Origin of the sequence: Streptomyces sp. NPDC015127 (assembly GCF_043080095.1) — a bacterium.
Lineage (GTDB): Bacteria > Actinomycetota > Actinomycetes > Streptomycetales > Streptomycetaceae > Streptomyces.
The window spans coordinates 208,241-225,849 of record NZ_JBIBVE010000011.1; the positions used below are offsets into that span (position 1 = coordinate 208,241).

Here is a 17,609-nt window from a genome sequence, read left to right on the forward strand (position 1 = left end):
AGGGGTGTGTACCTCCTGATCAGGCGGCGGCCGAGACGATGTGGTCGTCCAGGCGCTCTTCGACGGACAGGCGCTCACGGCGCTCGTGCGCGATCTCCTCGCGCAGGGAAGTCAGGTCGCGGCCATGCCGCTCCAGGGCCTCGTTCTGGCGGGTCTGGTTGTCGATGACGCGGTCGAGGCGATGCATGACCGAGTCGAGGTCGTCGCGCAGGTTGGTGTCGTGGGTGTTCGATACCTGGTCGCGGACCTCGGAGAGAGTGGCGGTCTGGCGGCGAAGGAGTTCGGCGAAGACGCCGATGACGGCGACGACGACAGTGCCGCCAGCCGTCACCAGCGCAACTTGCACACCCGGCTCCATGGCGAGTGCGGTCACTTCGCCTCCAGCGCGGCCAGGCGCTCGGACAGGTCCGCGATCTGCGCAGCCTGCTTCTGGACGACCGGGAGAAGGGCGACGCCCAGGAGGTCGTAGCGCAGGCCGTCGACCTCGCCGTCCAGGTAGTTGACCAGCCAGTCGAGACCTGCCGCCTCCACCTCTTCAGCGATCAGGCCGACCTCGCCCTTGCGGCCCTCCTTGACGGAGCCGTCCTCCTTCACCTGGTCCTTGCGGTCGTAGATGACCGGGCGCAGGTTCAGGACGTCCTCGGCGTCGATGTCGTAGTCGCGGACGTTCTCCTTGAACTTGATCGAGGAGGTGTTCCGGCAGAAGGTGCCGTCACCCTCGACCCAGACCGCGTACCAGGTGCCCGAGCCGGAGGCCGAGTTGGCGTGGGGCTTCTTCGAGCCGTTGGCCCAGGCGATCGTCTCGCCGGAGGTCAGGTACTCGCCGTGGCTGTGCGAGCTCGGCGTGAACGTGGACGGCTTCGAGGTGATCGAGCTCCACGAGTGCGAGTGGGTCGACGGGGGGAAGGTGCTGGGCTTGTCGGTCAGCGAGTTGTAGCTGTGGCTGTGCGAGCTCGGCGTGAAGGTCGTCGGCTTGCCGGTCACGTCGTCCCAGCCGTGCGTGTGCGAGCTCGGGGCGAACGTGGACGGGCGGCCCTCGATCGTGGTCCAGGTGATCGTCGGGGCGAGATCCTTCCACTGCGTCCCGTCCCAGTACTCCCAGGAGTTCGTCGAGACGTTCAGACCCAGCCGGCCCGTGCGCGGGTTGACCGGACGGGTGGCCGTGGTCCAGCCGCCCACGGTGTTGCCGAGGAACCGGCGCTCGCCGACGACGTTGCCCGAGGTGATGGTCGAAGCGCCGACCGGGATCGTGACGGTCGCCAGAGGGAACTCGTAGATGCCGGTCTCGGTCTGGGTGAGGGCAGGGACGCCGCCACCAGAGGTGCCCTGTACGACGGCGAGGACGATGGAGTTGGCGGTCGGGTCGAGCCGGAGCACCACGCGGTCGTAGCGGGTGGCCGGGCTCGCGGCTGCGATCGTGACAGTCTCGGTCGCTGTTGACTGGACGGCGTGGCCGCGCACGACCGCGAAGCCGGGGTTCACCTTGACCTGCATCCCGGAGCTGTCGCCGTAGGTGTGGAAGCCGGTGCCGGCCACCGAGTCAGCGACGCCGGAGTGGGACGCCAGCTCGCGGAAGAGGTAGCTGTACTGCCCCTCGGAGACGGCTTGGCCGTCGAACGGGTAGGAACTGATGGACACGCGGAGGGTCCTCCTTCAGGGGGAGAGGGGTCAGTTACTCGGAGTGCGGGCCAACGTCTTCGATGGCGAGGTGGGACCCGCTGTTCGGGTAGAGCCCGACCTGGCCGTAGGTGGCCGAAGCCCGTGCGGCCTTGAGCGTGATGCCCACGGTGATCTGGCCGCGCGGAGGGTTCAGCAGGTAGTAGCTGGCGTCCACCCCCATCGCGGTGATGGAGTCGTCGTCGAAGACGGTCGCGCGCATGAGGCCGAGGTTGTTACTGGTCGCCGTCACTGACGATCCGACAGCCCATCGGCACCGGATGTCGGCGGCGTTCTTCGCGTACCGGATGGCGCTGTTGGTGTTGTCGCCCGTGCCGTTCGTGTCGACGACGGCCGCCCGGAAGCACACCTTGTAGATGCGCTTCGGGGCGGCCGTGAAGGAGAGCGTGTAAACGACCGTCTCGGTGTCGCCGACAACGGCACTGTTGTCGAGGGTGGTCGTGATGGCCACTACGCCGCGCGGCATGTGATCAGCAGACAGGAGTCCCACTTACACACCTCCTTACGCGAGGGCGACCCAGAACCGAATCGGGTCGCGCTGGAAGCTGGATACGGTGATGGACGACGGGGCAGTGGTGGCCGACGTGGTGTACGAGGCGTGCCGCCAGATGTTGTTGCTCGTGCCCATGACGCTCTGGCAGGTGCTCGCGCTCTCGTAGCGGGCCAGGGCCGGACCGTCCACTGGGGAAGCGGTGTAGTTCCAGCGCCACAGGACGTAGTACACGCCCGGCGACAGGCTGACGGACGACGTCAGGTTCGACGAGGACCAGCCACCACCTGTGCTGTGCTGCTCGGCGGGCTCGTACGTCGCGGTGCTCTGGTCGCCCGTGTATCCCACGCGGGCGCCCGAGGTGTTGTAGATCGCGGCCCAGGAGCCGGAGAGCAGGCCGCCCGCGTAGCCGAAGACGTGCCACACGATCTTCGAGACCGTCATGGTCCGGTTGACGTAGACCGCCGACATGCGGCCCTGGCCCACGCCCGTGTAGCTGAAGCCGGAGGCGCAGTAGTCCGGGTCGCCGGCCCACGCCTTCAGGCCCAGGGACTCCGGAGTGAAGCCGGAGGGAACCGAGGGGTCGGGGAGCTGCGCGATCGGCACCTTCGTGGACGAGTCCAGCGAGGCGACGCCAGAGGCCGCAGCCTTCTCCGAGTAAGGGATGCCGCCGAGGTCGTCGAGGGTGACGTTCACGGCGCCGGTCAGGCCGTTGACGGAGGAGACCGTCTGCGTGCCAGGCACGATGATCTGCCCGTCAGGCTGCCGGATCTTCAGCTTGCCGCCCTCGGAGTAGGCGATCACGCCAGCGGTCGGGTTCGTGCTCGGGACCGTCGTCGCGTCGTCGATGCCGATGACGGCGCCGGAGCCGCCGCCGAAGTCGGTGGACGTTGAGCCGAGCTGGAGGCCGCCTGCGGCGTAGATGACGCCCTGACCGACGAGGTTGCCGTTGGCGCCGATGCGGGCGATCAGGGAGCCGGACGGGTTGCGCCACTCCATGATGTTGTTCGTGCCGTCGCCCTGGAAGATGGCGCGGGTGTTCTCTTGGTGGGTCGCGCTGTTCTTCACGATGGCGCCGAGCTCTTCGGCGGTGATCGTGACGATGCCGGTCTTGCCGTTCACGGAGTCGACCGCGCCGCCTCCGCCCGAGCCGCCCGAACCCACCTCGAAGATGGTCCCGTCGCCCTTCTTGATCATCGGCTTACCGTCAACGGCGTAGAGCTGGAAGCCGTCCGGGTCCGTGTCCGGGGTCCAGGTGATGTTCCCGTAGCCGTGCGGGCCGGCGGTCGTGGCCTTCGCTCCGCCGACCGGACTACCGTCACCGAAGACGAGCTGGCCCGTGTCGCGGTGCACGTACAGGGCGGTTGCCTTGAACGAGCCGTCGTCGGCGCGGGAGAAGATCCGGAAGTTGGAGCCGTCGTCGGTGCCGGTGCCCTCAGCGGTGGTGTCCGCCTGTATCGACCAGCGCTTCACGCCGGAGGTGTTGAAGGACAGCTCGCGCACCGTACCGGCGTTGCCGTTGAGGTGGACGATTCCGTTGACGGTGCCGCCCGTTGCCGTGTCGAGCGCGCCGACGTCGGCTGCGCCGAGGTTGACGGCGCCGGTCTTGCCGTTGACCGAGCTGACCGGGTAGCTGACCGGCTGCACCTGGAACGAGGTGCCGTCCGCGTTCTTGAAGTACGGGACGCCACCCTTGGCGTACAGGAAGACGCCACCCGAAGTGGTGGCCGGGTCGGTGCCGGTGTCGCGCAGACCGAGGGAGCCGCCGACGGTGGCCGTAGAGGAGCCGTGCAGCGTCGTCGTGTTGAAGGCGATCTGACCGCTCGCGCGGTTGGCGTAGACGACGGTCTTGTTGAAGGAGCCGTCGTCATTGCGTGCCGACAGCCGGAAGTTCGAGCCAGCCGCAGAGCCGGTTTCGGCCGTGTCGTCGACCTGTATCAGCCAGCGATCCACGCCCGCCGTCTTGTAGCCGAAGGCGCGGTAGGTGCCGGCCGCACGGTCGAGCCACATGTACTGCGCCTGGAGTTGGGCGTTGGCGTTGGACGGCAGGGCGTTCACGTCGGTGGAGGTGAGCGTGATGCTCGCCGCGCTCTTGCCGTTCACCGTCTGGATGATGCCGTTCGCGCCAGCCGGGCCGGTCGGACCCTGCGGTCCCGCTGGACCGGTAGGGCCTACGGTTCCGTTGTCGTAGGGGTAGTAGGTTGTCGGCACTTACGCGACCTCCACTCCGCTGATGTGGGCGTAGGCCGTAGCCGTGTTGCCCTGAATCTTGATCGTGTCGTTGGGTTCGAGCACCTGCGAGATGCGGATCGTGAAGACGCCGTTCGGATGGATTCCGACGTTCGCCAGCAGGGGGGTGTCGTTGATCTTCACGGCGATCAGCGCGCTGGACGTGTCGACGTTCGTCGCGACGATGTCCGTGACGATCGCCTGCCCATTGGAGGGCACGGTGTAGATGACGGTCTCTGCGGCAGGGAGCTGCCCCCGCCAGAAGTTCTTCGGCGCTGTGGCCATCAGTACACCCCCATGATCGACATCAGTTGGTTGTCGGATGCGGCGCCAACGTCTGACGTCCGCTCCAGTTGCGAGACACGGGCCTCGGTGCTTGTCACACGCTTTGAGAGCGCGGCGTCCGCGTCGAACCCGGTCGCGTCACCCAGGAGGGCGCCGACCCGGAAGCCTCCGTCGTCTGCCTTCAGGACCATGCCGGTCACGTTGGACTTCAGCTCCTGGCTGTCCACCACGACGGAGACCTTGTCTCCCAGGTACCAGTCGTGGCCGAAGCGCATGGTGGAGTCCTCCATCGGGACCACTTGGACGTTGATCGCGGTGAAGCCCGCGTCCTCCATGGCCTCGTCTCCGGCCTGCTGGAGCTCGTCCCACTTGTCGGTGTTCCGCTGGTCGATGAACTTCTCGATGCGGCGGCCCCAGTCAGCCTCGGCGGCGACGGACTCGGCCGTCTGGACCTGGAGGAACTGGCGCTTCACCAGCTCGCCTTGGCCGGCCACGATGGCGCGCGTGACGCCAGGAGGCGTGATGGCTACCCGCTGGCCGGCGAGCGTCCCGTTCAGCACGTCGAGCCGTACGACGTCGGACCGGTCGGTCACCTGGAAGGTCTCGAAGACGAGGCTCGACCCACGCTGCACGACACGGAAACCAAGGCTGCCCAGCAGGGCCAGCTCGGTCAGGAGATTGCCGAGCACGGGGAAGCGTGCGGACTTGATGACGGCCGGCCCACGGCTGAGCGAGACACCGTCAATCAGGTGTGCACGACGCCGTTCAACAGGTGCTGTCGGACCGATGTTGGCCATGACGAAGGAGTGCATGACGTCCTCCGCCGCGCCCTGCCTGACGTCGTGCGCCTTCGTCTGCGTGGCGCCGTTGGGGTTGGTCGGGTCGGGGAAGGCGAGCGCGTCAGCGAGGGCGACCGTGTCGGACACGCCCTCGAACGAGACGCTGCCTCCGGGGTCCTCCGGAGTGGCAGCGAACTCGGACTTCACCATCGGCCCCGACATGAGGACGTCGTTGGGGCCGGTGACGATGATGCCTGCGCCGGGCGCGCGGAGCGCGTTGCACAGGGGGTTCTCGATGGCGAGCTGGAGCTTCCACTCGCCGACGTTGTTGAAGTTGTCGGTCAGTTCGAGCCGCAGCTCCTCGGGCCGGATCAGGCCAACCCGAGTGAGCTGCTTGTCGCGAACCTCGACCGTGATCTCGTCGAGCCGCACGTCAGATCACCATCCACTTCCGGGGTCTCCAGGTGCAGGTGATCTTCGAGGCCGTGTCGATACCTTCGAGCTGCGCGGTCGCGGTCGACAGGCCCGGCTTGACGGTCCAGAAGCGCGGAGCTGTGTCGAGCTCGGCGTACCGGTTGGCGCCGGACTGGTCCACCACCGTGCCCTTGCGGGTGTCGACGATGAGTCGCTGGTTGGCGAGGAGCGTGCCGTTCCAGGCCAGCCGCTCGCCATCCGGGGAGACGGCCTCGAAGTTCGTGCCGGGGCCGGTGATCTCCCAGATGGGATACGCCTCCGCGTCGCCCGAGTTGTTGAGCTGGATCTCGCCGATCGCCTGCGAGGCAGAGATCTGCATCGTGACCATGCTGGACAGGAAGGCGCCCGCCGTACTGCCGCCGATGTAGCGGATCTCTGCCTCGGAGGAGGTCCAGTACGGGTCGCCGGCCCGGAAGGTGATGACCGTCTCGAACTCGCGCTCGCCGATGGTGTTCTCGCCGTAGGCGTACTCGCCTCCGCCGACGCGGTGCACGTCGGTGGTCCAGCGTGTTCCGTTGTCGTCGAGCAGAGTGAGAGTGCACTGCCCGGCCAGCGCGAGGGCCAGCCGGGACAGCATCTCTTGCAGGTGCGTGCGGTCTCTCGCCAGGATCTCCAGCGGGATGTCGATGTCCCTGGTGAGGACTCGCTTCCGCCGGTACACGGCGCCATCTCCGGCGCCTTCGAGCCACTGGACGGAGACGGGGGGCAGGCCGAAGCCCGTCACCCCCGCCTTGGCCTGGTAGCCCAGGCCCTTGTCCATGATCTCGTTCAGGTCGAGCGTGTCCGCCCCGCTGCTCAGGAGGAGCTTCGGCATCTACCGGTCACCATCCCATCCGTGCGCGGCTGGCAGCGGCGAACAGATCCTCTTCGGAGCTGATCGACGAGCCGGGCGCCGCGTAGTAGTTGAGTACCTTCGTGGTGCCACCTCCCGTCGAGCTGGCCATCGAGGCGTTGATCGCGGCCGTGACGGTCCGCGAGACGCCGATCTGCCCGGCGCCGATCGTGTCGAACTCGGTGCTGGCGACGTCTTGGGTCAGGCCCCGCAGGGAGCGGCGGACCTCGGCGTACCGAGACTCCAGACCCTTGATGAAGCCGCCGATGACGAGCTGGCCGGCGTTGACGAGGAGGACGCGGTCCAGAGACTCCGGGCCCTTCCAGCTCGTCAGCTTGTCGGTCAGGTTGCCGAGCGCATCCTTGACTCCACCGAACATCGACACGACGCCGTCGATGAAGCCCTTGATCAGCTTGATGCCGGCGTCCTTCAGCTTCGAGCCGAGGTCGCCGAGTCCGTCCTTCGCCTTCTGGGGAAGCTCCTTGACGAACGTGATCGCCTTGTCGACGCCGTCCTTGATGGCCTGCCAGAGAGCCTTCGCGCCTTCGACCGCCTTGGTCTTGATCGTCTGCCAGGCATCCGAGAAGAACTGCTTCACGTTGTTCCATCCGGAGGACCACAGCGTTCGGATGGTGCTGAGGCCGTCGTCGATGAACCCCTTGATCGCGTTCCAGACGACGTACAGGCCGCCCTTGATCGCGTTCCAGGAGTCGATGAAGAACGACTTGATGCCGTTCCATGCACCGTTCCAGGCGCCCTTGATCAGGGCGAGGCCCTTCTTCAGGAAGCCGAGGATGCCGACGTTGATGACGACCTCGAAGATGCCGACGATGATGTCCCAGATGCCGCCGAAGATCTGCTTGATCCCGTTCCAGGCACGGTCCCAGTCGCCAGTGAAGAGGCCGGCAAAGACGTTCCAGATGCCCATGATCACGTCGAGCACACCGGTGATGATGTTGACGATGCCGTCGAGCGCCATCGCCAGCGAGCCGATGATCAGGTCGATCAGGAACTGAATCGCCGGGATCAGGATCGGCATGATGAAGTTGACGACCTGGATCAGCGCCTGAATGAACGGCTGGAGCGCTTCAGAGATCCGCTGGAAGGCGTCGACCAGGGGCGGGATCGCGGCCTGGGCGATGTACTCGATCAGCGGGATCAGCGGAGTGATCACAGCGGACAGGAGCTGGAGGAGCAGGTCGACGACCGGCATCACGGCCGCGACGATCGCGGAGAATCCCTCGACGATGATCGTCAGGACCGGAGCGAGTCCGGCGACGAGCTGTTCGACGAGCGGGACGATCGCGTTGACGACCGTCATGATCAGCGGACCGAGCGCAGCGAAGATGCCCGTCAGCGCGCCACCCAGGATCTCGACGAGCGGGATCAGGGCGGGGGCCAGGGTCGTCACGGCGTTCGCCAGGGGCACGATCGCGGCGGCGATGAGCTGCCCGAAGACGGGGAGCATCGCGGCGACGACCTGCATGATCGCGCCGAGCGCTGCGCCGAGCGGCATCATCGCGGGGGCGAGCGCCTGAACGGCGGCCAGGAGGCCGTCGAACATCGCGGTGATCCCCGAGGTGATGGCAGGCTGCGCGAGCGCCTGAGCGATGGCGCCGATCGCTGTGCCGAGGATGGTTCCGGCCTGGGGGAGGACCGTGGTCAGGAGCTGACCGATCTCGATGAAGAGGTTCTTCACGGCCGGGCCGGCGCCGTTGGCCAGGTTGCTCATCGCCAGGTGCGCGGCCTCGAAGACGGCGACCATGCCCTTCTGGAAGCCGGGGGAGTCGACGGTGGCGTGGATCTCCTTCAGGGTGTTGCGGAGCATCCCGAGCGTTGAGCCGCCAGCCTCGGTGGCTGCGCGGGAGAGGCCGGCGAGGATGCCGCCCGTCTCGTACAGGACGCCGCCGAGATCCTTCAGGGCCTGGATGCCCTGGTCGATCTCCGCCCTGAGTCCGAGCTCGCCCTTCTTCTTCAGCCAGGCGTCGAACTCCTTGGAGATGTTGACGAACCAGCCCGCCAGGTTGGGCAGGTAGGAGGCGCCAACTTCACCGAGCTGCGCGATGATCGAGGCGAACGTCCCGGCTCCCTCGCCGGCCTTGTTGATCGACTCGTTGAGGTAGCCGAACATCTCGCTGATCAGCTCGGTCGGGAGTGCGTTCTTCAGTGCGTCCGCGAACGTCGCGAAGAAGCTGCCGACGACCGTCGCGGTCGTACCGAACTCCGTGCGGAGCTGCGGGAAGAGGCTGTCGATCAGCTCCTTGATCGGCTCCTTGGCGACCTGCCAGAAGTTCGAGGAGATGATGTTCTGGAACTCGGAGAGCTGTTGCTTGACGCCAGGAAGAACCTTGTTGAAGTCCTTGAACGCGGCAATCGTCACGCCGAGGCCGACCGCGAAGCCGCCGAGGATGCCGGGCAGCGTGAGCGCGGTAGCTCCGATCTGCGCCAGCGAGGCGGACAGGGCGAAGAGGTTGCTCGCGCTGGTGAGGGCGAGCGCGGCGAGGCCGGCGATGGCCGAGGCCAGAGAGCCGATGATCGGGACGCTTTTGTCGAGGTTCTTCAGGATGTTCCCGAACTTCTCGAACAGGTTGCTCACCACGCGCATACCTGACAGGGCGGCGATGGCCGTAGCGACCTTCGCCATGGCCGCGTTGTTGATCGTTGGGATGATCGAGACCGTGCGCGGTCGCGTCAGGACTGCGAGGCGGCCGTTGGTGAGGGTACTGCCGGCTGCGGAGAGGTCCGGCTCGACGTCGATCTTCAGCGGACTGATGCGGTCGCGCCAGTCCTTCAACTGGTCGCTCATCTTGTCGAGCGACTGGTCGCTGATCTTGAGGTTCAGACCGTCCGCCAGGAGGTCGGTCTTGAACTGGACGCGGTCGCCCGCGTCGGCTCGGGCCTGAAGCGCCCGGACCGCCTTCTTGACTTCCTGGTTCATGCCGTCCGTGGAGAGCATGGCCTTGAACCGGATCTTGCGTGCGTCGCTCGTGCGGTTGACGCGGTTGATGTCTCGGATCTGCTGGATCATCTGGCGCTGGAAGCCGGTCATGTCGAGCCGGGCCTGAACGGCGACCGGCCGGACGGACTTCTCGATCCGGTCGAGCTGCTTCTCCAGCGTGGAGCGGAACTTGTCCGTGTCAGGGAACACGCGGACGCTGATACGGCCGATTACCTGACCCTGGGGCATCGCTTACCTCCGGGTGGTGAACTTCTTGTAGATCTCCGCCACGGAGACGCGGCGCTTGGGGTCCTTCTTGGCGGTGCCGGCCTTCTTGGCGGCCGGGCGGGGCCAGGCGGGGAATTTGGGCGCCTTGCCCTTGCCCCAGTTGCCGGTGGCCCTGGTGTTCTGGTTGAGCGCGTCGAAGATGTCGGCCTTCAGGTGGCGGTCGACGCCCCAGCCGAAGTGCTCCCTGCCGCCCGACGCGAGGGCGACGGTCAGGGAGGTGTCAGGCAGCCTCCGCACAAGGGCCATCACGAACATCGGGGAGGGGCCTCGCCCCTCGATCACGTCCACCAGGTCGATGCCGTAGTGGAAGCGGAGGTCGGCGTACAGCCCCTCCCCGTAGTCGTCGATCAGGCGGCAGAGGCCGAGGCTTCCCCCACCTGAGCACCCTTGCCGTAGGTCTCGAAGACCTCGGCGAGCAGCGCGAGGTCGCCGTCCACGGCCTTGATCAGGGCCTCGCCCTTCTTGGGGTGGTCGGCGACGAGGACGATCGCCTTGGCCAGGAGGTCTTCCTGGTCGGCGTCGTCTGCCTCCATCTGCTCCTGGAGCGCGGAGAGTTCGGCGCGCTTCTCCTTCGGCAGGCGGAGCGGGTTGAGCAGGTGGACGGTGGTCTTCTCGTCGAGCTCGATGTCGGTGGAACCGTACTTCGCGTCGGCGGCGGCACGGATCGCGTCGAGGGTGAAGCTGGCCATGGGGTTGCGGACCTCCAAGTCGTGGGGTTGAGCAGGGCGCGGACCGTCGAAGAGGGAGCCCCGAGAGGGGCCCCCTGGTGCGCAAGGAGGTCCGCTTCACTTGCACACCAGGGGAGTTCAGGATCAGGCGGCGATGCCGGCGACCCAGGCGGTGCCGTTCCAGTAGGCGTTGGTGCCGTTGCCCAGAACGACGTGCTGGCCGGTGGTCCACGCGGTGGTGGGCGAGGCCGTCACGCCAGACAGGTCGCTCAGCGCGTACGGAGGCGTGGCGCCGGACGGGGTGAAGGAACCGGGGGTACCGGCGGTGGCGCCCGTGGCGGTGATGCCGCCGAGCGGGGTGATCGAGTAGGTCCAGGAGTTGGCGCCGTAGGCCATCGGCTTCACGCCGATCGGGAGGCCGGCCAGCGACTCAGTGTCACCGAAGGACACGTCGTCCGCGCGGTAGATCTCGGCCTTGGGGGCGTAGAAGGCGAAGTGGTTCTCGCCGTCCACGAACACCGCGAGGAACGCGCAGGTGGTCGGAACCGGGTCGGCCGGGACACCGACGCTTCCGTCCGCCAGGGTCGGGGCGTTGGAGCCGTAGTACAGCTTCAGGCCCTTCACGTCGAACTGCTGCAACGTGAAGTTCATCTGCTCGGTCCGCGCGCTGTACTTCGTGCGCAGGCTCTTGTTCTGGAGCGAGCCGATGACGGTTGCCTCGCCGCCCTCGGAGGCGATCGAGAAGATGTCCTCCAGGCTGGTGTGGCCAACGGCCTCCCAGGGGGAGACGGGGGTGAGGAGGTCGGCAGGGATGTCCGTGCCGGTCGGGGCGGTCAGGTAGTTACCGCTCCCGATGACGAGAGTTGCGTTGTCGTTCAGCGCCACGAAGGTGGTCTCCTTACTGAATCGGGAAGGGGCGGTTGCGCGGCTTGCGGATCGTGATGTCGTACGACGCCTCGTATCGCCAGACCCCCGTGGGGAGGTCGGCGTACTGGACAGGGCCGGTGGCCGTGGCCCAGTCGGTTGCCCGACGAGGCGAGGACGCCATGTCGACCCGCGTGATGTGGCCGCGTCCGGGGTACACCTGCTGGTTCAGCCAGGCGTTCCGCAGGACGACTCGGACGGCTTCGCCGAGGATGGCTGCGTCCTCGTCGCCGTTGGGGTCCTGGCAGAAGGTGTGCACCGCTACTCGCGCAGAGTCGGTGAATCGGGTGTCGCCCGCCCAGCTCCCGAAGGACGGGTCGCGGCGTACGAGCACGAACGGGAAGGTCTGGCTCTTCGAGATGAGCGACTGCACCGAGATGCCGGGCAGGCCCTCGCGGAGAACCGCGAGCAGTAGGTCTTCGACGGGGGAGAGTTCGGCGAGTGCCTTGATCTCCGCAGGCAGGCCAGCCATCAGTCGAGCTTCACCTTGCCCTTCTTCTTCTTGGGCAGGTGCGAAGCGCGGGCCAGGATGAACAGGCCCTCCATGGCGCCGTACGGGACGGTGACCATCTCGCCGGTCTCGGGGTCGCGCACCTCGTACTCGCCAGCCTCGCGGCCGTACTCGATGGACAGTGCGGCCTTCTGGCCGCGCTCGTCGGAGAGCACCACGTAGTAGTCGATGTCGCCGTGCTCGATGTCGATCTCGACGTGGCCGTCCTGGCGGTGCTCGATGAGCAGTTGCTCGGCCCGGACGCCGACCTCGAAGGTGCGGCGTTCGAGCTCGTCCTGGACGTCGGCGTGCTTGGCGACGACCTCATTGGTTTTCAGGTACACCTTCGCCATCAGCTCGGCCTCTCGCGGATGTCGATCGACCAGTGCCGCGTCTTGCGGTCGCCGTGGTGGTAGGCCGGCGGGGTGACGATGTCCCACTGGGAGCCGAGCACTTCGACGCGCGACCAGAGGGTCACGCCTTCGAGGTTGGCGTCCACGATCATGCGGGTGATGTTGATCTGCTGTTGGCCGGGCACTTCGGCTCGGGCCGACCGCTGCGGGATCAGGGCGCAGCGCACTTCGTGTGGGCCGATGGCGTCGGCGACGATGATCTCGTTGCCTCGGTTGTCGGTCTGCACGGCGCTCTTCCAGACCTTCGCGGTCACGCCCCGTCTGCGCTGCATCGAGCTCACCAGGGCTCACCGTCCGGGCGGAACAGGGGGAACTGCTTGCCGCCGTCCTCGACCGGGACGAGTCCGGCGTGCACGGGCCGGCGCACGGAGTTCCAGGCGCTGACCTCTGCGGAGATCAGGCCGCGCTTCCGGCCGCCGATTTCGGCGAGCATGGTCTGCTCGTCGCGGGTGAAGTAGACGGTGCCCGCGTTCTCCCCCTGGTCGTCCGACCAGCCCAGCGTCTCGTCGCCGGCTCGGGACTGGGTGTAGCCCGAGGGGTTGTTCATGTAGCGCTTGCACGCCTTGAGGACCAGCGTCCGCACCATGCGAGGGGCGATGGTCACCGGCTCCCAGTCGCGGCCCGCGTACATGCGGGCCAGGTCGGAGGCGTCCTCCAGTGCGGCTGTAGCGATGCGCTCCTCGTCAGCGTCGAGCGTCCAGTCGAGGCGAGCCTTCAGCTCAGTCAGTGTGGCGAAGTCCGCCAAGTCAGTTCTCCTTCGCTCACGGGGAGGGGCGGGGTGCGCAACTTGCACACCCCGCCCGCTCACTCAGCCAGATCAGACGCCAGCGCCGTCAGCGGCACCCTGAACGCCGGTGATCGCAGCGAGCTCCTGCTGCTTGGCGTCCGGACCGTCCGGGTCGGGCAGCACGTCAGCGGTGGCCACGCGGTCGAGCTTGATCGCACGAACGAAGTGCTCGTGGACCGAGACGTACGCCTGGTCGGTGCTGGAGTTGATGCCGATGAGCTGGTCCTTGACCGTGCGGAAGCCCTTGTACGTGTTGACCACGGAGCGGTCGGTCAGGTACTGGGCGTCGTAGTCCTGGAGCCAGCGCAGCGCCACGCCGTTGTGGCTGGCGGTGCCACCGGTCACGGACTGCGGGAGGGTCGGGGCGCCGGTCGCGAAGATGAACGCGGAGCGGTGCATCGCGAACGCGGAGTCCGCCGGGACCTCCAGGGAGACGACGATGTCGAAGCCGAAGCGCCGGCCGATCGAAGCCTCGCGCAGCGCGGAGACAGCCTCCTGCTCACCGACGTTGCCGGAGAGGTTCAGCTTGTCGTCCGACAGGAGCGCGGTCTCCCAGCCGGTGCCGACCAGGAGGACGCGGCCCTCCTGCGGGACCATGAAGCGGTTCAGCACCTCGCGGGCGCGGATCAGGGTGCCGCGCAGGTCGCGGCCGGAGACGGCACCGCCGAGGGTGACCGAGTACTGCTCGTCGAGCAGGTGGTTGACAGCCTCGCGCTCCAGGCCGCGACCGACAGCCTCGGTCTGCTTGGCCATGAGCTTGGCCCAGCCGTTGAGGTCGAAGTCGCGCTGCTCGTCGGTCAGCTTGACGGCCGAGTAGATGTTGCCGCCGAAGGACACGGCGACGGTCTTCTCGGCGTACTCGTCGAACTGGATCGCGGCGCGAGTACCGGGCGTGCTGGAGCCCGGCTCGCCCGAACGCCACTCGTAGGTCCGGAAGGGCAGAACACCCTCGACCTTGACGTTGATGGTGTCGTTCTCGGCGCCCTTGTACTGGTCGATGCCTTCGCGCTGGAAGAGCGCGGGCACGATGAGGGACTGCTCCAGAGCGACCGCCGCAGTCGCGGCGATCTTCTCCGGCTTGACAACGGTGTGTGCCACGGGTTCTTACTCCGTTCGGTAGGGGAGATGAGGGCTCGACGTGCGCAACTTGCACACGCGGCCAGGAGAGGGGGTGGTCAGTAGCCCTTGCGGCGTGCCGCCTGGGCTGCCTTGACCGGGTCGAATCCGTCGCCGTCGTTGTCCTCGGGGTCGAGGCCGCCGGACAGGGACTCGGGCTGCGACGGCGCGACGAGCTTCTGGAGCTCCTTGGCGTCGGCCTCCAGCTCTTCCGGCGTGCTGCCGGTGAGCCGCTTGGCCAGCACCTCGGGGAGCTCGTACTTCGCCGCCACGTCGCGGAGCAGGATGTCCCGCTCCAGCTTCTCGATCTGGCCCTTCAGCTCCGAGGTCGCGGCCTCGAACTCCTCCAGGGTCTTGGCCTGGGAGAGCTTGGACTCGGCCTCGCGGAGCTTGGTGCGGTAGTTGGCGGCCTCGGCGTTCGCGTCGGTCAGCTTCTTGCGAAGCACCTCCGGGGGAACGACTTCCTCGGCCGGCTTCTCCTCGCCGGGCGTCTCCTCGGTCGACTCCGTCTCGGCACCCTGGGGGGTCTCACCCTCCGGGGACGTCTCGACGGGCTCTTCCGTGGTGGTCTCGGTGCTGGTGGATTCCTGCTCGGGCACTCTCACGCCTCCTGGACGCTCGTTGTGGATCGCCGAGCCTCCTGGGCTGCGGCCTTCTGTTCTTGCCGGATGAACCGGCGCCAGGCGGCCACTGCCGCCTTGCCGGAGAGGCCGCGCGTGACCTTGGGCCACAGCTCCTCGTACCGGCGGTTCAGCTCGTACGCAGGCGAGCTGCTGTACTGCTCGCGGGAGAACACGGGCTCCGCGTAGCAGTGGCAGTTGTCGTGGTATTTGTCGCCGTCCGCGTAGGTGGCGGAGGCTTCCGACCGGTAGACCGGACCACGGGAAATGAGCATCGCGCACCACCCGCAAGGGGTTCCGGTGCGCGAGAGTCTGATGTAGCCGATGGCTCGTCGATCGCGGCTGGCGTGGTTCCAGACCGTCGAGCGTCCACCGTTCATTGCCACGCGCTCAGCGGCTGCCGCCTGCCGTGCGCCGGCCTGCCTGTGGGCCTCGTCCCGCAGCTCGTCGACCTCGTCAGCGGTCCTGCCGCCGTCGATCGTGTCGACCTTCTGCTGGAGGTTGTTGGGCCCGAGGGCTTCCAGGACGGTGCGAAGCTCTTCCTCGGCCTCGCGCTCGATCCGCTCCTCTTCCGCCCTCAGCCCGTCGAGCTCTTCGACCAGGATGCGGTCGAGCTCTTCGTCCGAGCCGTCCTCCGACTCCTGGTCGGAAGAGCTCGATGGGGCCTCCTCGCCGGCTTCCCCGGACGCGCCGGTCGCGGCCTGCGAGGAGGAGTCTGAGGTGCTGGAGCCGGAGGAGTCTGAGGGCTCCTCCTGGGGGCTCTCAGCGGGTTCTCCGGTCAGCTCTGCGAACTCCCGGCGAAGCACACCGATGGTGATGTACGTCGGCTCGGGGTGGTACGGATCTGCCACCGTGCTCCCGGTCCGCAGGGCGCGAACCAGGCGGTAGTACGCACGGGCAAGGTCACGGCTCTGACGCCGCCTGCCCATCACCAGCGTGATGGCCCGCCTCAACCAAGAGGCGGAGGTGGACGCCCTGGCCGTAACCGGGACGTCCCCCCACAAGGCAAGCGCCTCCTGGACGGTCGCCGTACCGATCTCGGTGAGCGCCGTCTGGAACGCAACCGCAGCGCGATCAGCCTCAGCCTGTCGGGCTGGGGTCGTCACGCGGCGATCACCTCACTGTCCGGTGTAGCCGGAACGGACGAGGTGGTCTCGGGTGTTGCGCGGACGAGAGCGGTAGCGAGCTGGCCCACGGAGTCGTCCTCCTCGGCCATCTGCTCCCAGTCCTCGTACTCGGTCTGCGTCACGCCAGGCACGCGCTTCCACAGACCGCGCTTCGGGATGCCGAGCTGGTCGGCGAGCTTGCCGAGAGCGTCAGCGGCCTGCGCGAGCGAGCGCGACTCCATGTCGCGCCACTGGACCTCGCCCGAGAAGTCGTCAGCCGAAGCCGAGTTGCCTTCGAGCTCGGCCGCCAGGCGGAACACCCTCTCCCAGGACTCGCCGAAGATGCTCTGGAACTCCGTGATCTTGCGCGAGAGCGCAGTCTCAGCGGCGAGCAGAGCCTCGGCGGACAGGTTGGCGATCTGCCCGAGCAAGTGGTGCGGCGGAGTCTGCGAGATCGCGGCCAGGTGCCGGATGGACATGTCCACCGAGTCGATCAGCGAGCCGACCGGACCGGCAGGCAGCGAACCGAACTTGACGTCCGGGTCCTCCGCGAAGAGGAACCGCCGGGCGTTGTGGTTGATCTGCGCCGGGATCGGATTGCCGGCCGCGTCGAGCTTGGGCCGGGAGTCGACCGCCAGGGCCGGATCGGTGGTGACGTTGCCGGCCTCGTCCAGCATCTCCATCTGCATGGGCGGGGCCATGCCGGTCACGTACCGCACCTCGTGCGAGGTGTACGTCTGCGCGACCAGGAGATCGAAGATCGTCTGGTTGATGCGGTTCTGGAGCGGGATCATCGGCTCGACGACGCCGACCGTGCGGCCTTCGAGGTCGACCGAGGCGGCGAACCGGGTGACCGGGCACTCCGAGTTGCCGTGCCGCTTCTTCGCACTGGCCACCTTGACGGAGTCGAGGTCGGCGAGCGAGGCGAAGGTGACCGCGTACTCGTACGTGGCGTCGAACATGCGGGCCTTGCCGGGGGTTTCACCCTTCGGCTTGGCCGTGATGGTCAGCGCGGCGTACGGCGCATCATCGTTGGCCGGGTCCTCGTACAGGGCGGAAGTCCGCTTCGCGGACAGGCCCTTGGAAATGACGCCCTTCTTGGTCTGCTCCGTCAGGACGAAGGAGTGACCGTAGCCGAGGGCGCCCCGGTAGACCGCAGCCTGGCGGGCGTCCATGCGGGAACGCTGCCAGTGCAGCCACTCGGGGCTCGTCAGCGTGGTCGGCCGAGGCAGGCCGGCCTCCGTGGTGCCGGCCCGGAAGCCGTCCACGTACAGGGCCTGAGCCGGCGTACCGATCAGGAGCGGCGTCCAGTTCGAGACCGCGCGCTTGGCGAGCAGCTTGTACTCGTCGTCCGCCTGGGGCGGCATGTACGGGTCGTCGTGCTTGCCGTGGATGTAGTTGTCGATGCGCTGAAGTCGCGCCTCGTCACGATCGAGGATGGCGAGGAGTTCCTTCGCCAGCTTCAGTGGGCTGGTGTCAGCCATGCCTCACCA

General features: G+C 67.4%; 19 protein-coding genes. All 19 read right to left on the reverse strand.

Going from position 1 to position 17,609, the window contains the following annotated elements; genetic code table 11:
• Nucleotides 1-19 precede the first annotated feature (19 nt).
• The gene (locus ACF08N_RS22650; protein ID WP_392326469.1) at nt 20-373 is read right to left on the reverse strand and encodes a DUF2746 domain-containing protein; all 354 of its coding nucleotides are present in this window, start codon (nt 371-373) and stop codon (nt 20-22) included.
• A complete protein-coding gene (locus ACF08N_RS22655; RefSeq protein WP_392326470.1) occupies nt 370-1,638 on the reverse strand; it encodes a tail fiber domain-containing protein in 1,269 nt (422 codons plus the stop codon). The genes ACF08N_RS22650 and ACF08N_RS22655 overlap by 4 nt, the downstream gene beginning before the upstream one ends.
• 34 nt (nt 1,639-1,672) lie before the next feature.
• Nucleotides 1,673-2,143, reverse strand: a complete 471-nt coding sequence (locus ACF08N_RS22660) for a hypothetical protein (RefSeq protein ID WP_392326471.1) — start codon at nt 2,141-2,143, stop codon at nt 1,673-1,675.
• A 36-nt stretch (nt 2,144-2,179) separates the two neighbouring features.
• Nucleotides 2,180-4,270, reverse strand: coding sequence for a hypothetical protein (locus ACF08N_RS22665; protein WP_392326472.1), 2,091 nt, complete (start codon nt 4,268-4,270; stop codon nt 2,180-2,182).
• Nucleotides 4,271-4,378: 108 nt separating this feature from the next.
• Nucleotides 4,379-4,681: a hypothetical protein gene (locus tag ACF08N_RS22670; RefSeq protein WP_392326473.1), complete on the reverse strand. Its 303-nt coding sequence runs from the start codon at nt 4,679-4,681 to the stop codon at nt 4,379-4,381.
• The gene (locus ACF08N_RS22675) at nt 4,681-5,892 is read right to left on the reverse strand and encodes a siphovirus ReqiPepy6 Gp37-like family protein (protein WP_392326474.1); all 1,212 of its coding nucleotides are present in this window, start codon (nt 5,890-5,892) and stop codon (nt 4,681-4,683) included. The genes ACF08N_RS22670 and ACF08N_RS22675 overlap by 1 nt, the downstream gene beginning before the upstream one ends.
• A gap of 1 nt (nt 5,893) precedes the next feature.
• The gene (locus ACF08N_RS22680) at nt 5,894-6,748 is read right to left on the reverse strand and encodes a phage distal tail protein (RefSeq protein WP_392326475.1); all 855 of its coding nucleotides are present in this window, start codon (nt 6,746-6,748) and stop codon (nt 5,894-5,896) included.
• Nucleotides 6,749-6,755: 7 nt separating this feature from the next.
• Complete coding sequence (locus tag ACF08N_RS22685) at nt 6,756-9,914, reverse strand: hypothetical protein (RefSeq protein WP_392326476.1); 3,159 nt, start codon at nt 9,912-9,914, stop codon at nt 6,756-6,758.
• Nucleotides 9,915-9,956: 42 nt separating this feature from the next.
• A complete protein-coding gene (locus ACF08N_RS22690) occupies nt 9,957-10,280 on the reverse strand; it encodes a hypothetical protein (RefSeq protein WP_392326477.1) in 324 nt (107 codons plus the stop codon).
• Between the two features lie 59 nt (nt 10,281-10,339).
• Nucleotides 10,340-10,681 (reverse strand): phage tail assembly protein, encoded by a 342-nt coding sequence (locus ACF08N_RS22695; RefSeq protein WP_392326478.1) that lies wholly within the window; start codon nt 10,679-10,681, stop codon nt 10,340-10,342.
• A gap of 123 nt (nt 10,682-10,804) precedes the next feature.
• Nucleotides 10,805-11,545: a hypothetical protein gene (locus ACF08N_RS22700; RefSeq protein ID WP_392326479.1), complete on the reverse strand. Its 741-nt coding sequence runs from the start codon at nt 11,543-11,545 to the stop codon at nt 10,805-10,807.
• Nucleotides 11,546-11,558: 13 nt separating this feature from the next.
• Entirely contained in the window at nt 11,559-12,056 is a 498-nt protein-coding gene (locus tag ACF08N_RS22705; protein WP_392326480.1) for a hypothetical protein, read from the reverse strand.
• Nucleotides 12,056-12,427 (reverse strand): DUF5403 family protein, encoded by a 372-nt coding sequence (locus ACF08N_RS22710; RefSeq protein WP_392326481.1) that lies wholly within the window; start codon nt 12,425-12,427, stop codon nt 12,056-12,058. Before ACF08N_RS22710 ends, ACF08N_RS22705 begins: the two co-directional genes overlap by 1 nt.
• Entirely contained in the window at nt 12,427-12,759 is a 333-nt protein-coding gene (locus tag ACF08N_RS22715; RefSeq protein WP_392326482.1) for a phage head-tail adapter protein, read from the reverse strand. Before ACF08N_RS22715 ends, ACF08N_RS22710 begins: the two co-directional genes overlap by 1 nt.
• A gap of 5 nt (nt 12,760-12,764) precedes the next feature.
• Nucleotides 12,765-13,232 carry a hypothetical protein gene (locus ACF08N_RS22720; protein WP_392326483.1) on the reverse strand — a complete coding sequence of 156 codons (468 nt, stop codon included), beginning with the start codon at nt 13,230-13,232 and terminating at the stop codon, nt 12,765-12,767.
• A 72-nt stretch (nt 13,233-13,304) separates the two neighbouring features.
• The gene (locus ACF08N_RS22725) at nt 13,305-14,372 is read right to left on the reverse strand and encodes a hypothetical protein (protein WP_392326484.1); all 1,068 of its coding nucleotides are present in this window, start codon (nt 14,370-14,372) and stop codon (nt 13,305-13,307) included.
• Nucleotides 14,373-14,449: 77 nt separating this feature from the next.
• Nucleotides 14,450-14,989 (reverse strand): hypothetical protein, encoded by a 540-nt coding sequence (locus ACF08N_RS22730; protein ID WP_392326485.1) that lies wholly within the window; start codon nt 14,987-14,989, stop codon nt 14,450-14,452.
• Nucleotides 14,990-14,991: 2 nt separating this feature from the next.
• Nucleotides 14,992-16,116: a hypothetical protein gene (locus ACF08N_RS22735; protein WP_392326486.1), complete on the reverse strand. Its 1,125-nt coding sequence runs from the start codon at nt 16,114-16,116 to the stop codon at nt 14,992-14,994.
• Nucleotides 16,113-17,600, reverse strand: a complete 1,488-nt coding sequence (locus ACF08N_RS22740; RefSeq protein WP_392326487.1) for a phage portal protein — start codon at nt 17,598-17,600, stop codon at nt 16,113-16,115. Before ACF08N_RS22740 ends, ACF08N_RS22735 begins: the two co-directional genes overlap by 4 nt.
• Nucleotides 17,601-17,609 lie beyond the last annotated feature (9 nt).

Coding starts and splice junctions, on each gene's coding strand:
- ACF08N_RS22710 (WP_392326481.1), bottom strand. CDS start 12,427: ATGGCGAAGGTGTACCTGAAAACCAATGAGGTCGTCGCCAAGCACGCC.
- ACF08N_RS22705 (WP_392326480.1), bottom strand. CDS start 12,056: ATGGCTGGCCTGCCTGCGGAGATCAAGGCACTCGCCGAACTCTCCCCC.
- ACF08N_RS22670 (WP_392326473.1), bottom strand. CDS start 4,681: ATGGCCACAGCGCCGAAGAACTTCTGGCGGGGGCAGCTCCCTGCCGCA.
- ACF08N_RS22695 (WP_392326478.1), bottom strand. CDS start 10,681: ATGGCCAGCTTCACCCTCGACGCGATCCGTGCCGCCGCCGACGCGAAG.
- ACF08N_RS22740 (WP_392326487.1), bottom strand. CDS start 17,600: ATGGCTGACACCAGCCCACTGAAGCTGGCGAAGGAACTCCTCGCCATC.
- ACF08N_RS22680 (WP_392326475.1), bottom strand. CDS start 6,748: ATGCCGAAGCTCCTCCTGAGCAGCGGGGCGGACACGCTCGACCTGAAC.
- ACF08N_RS22715 (WP_392326482.1), bottom strand. CDS start 12,759: ATGCAGCGCAGACGGGGCGTGACCGCGAAGGTCTGGAAGAGCGCCGTG.
- ACF08N_RS22660 (WP_392326471.1), bottom strand. CDS start 2,143: ATGCCGCGCGGCGTAGTGGCCATCACGACCACCCTCGACAACAGTGCC.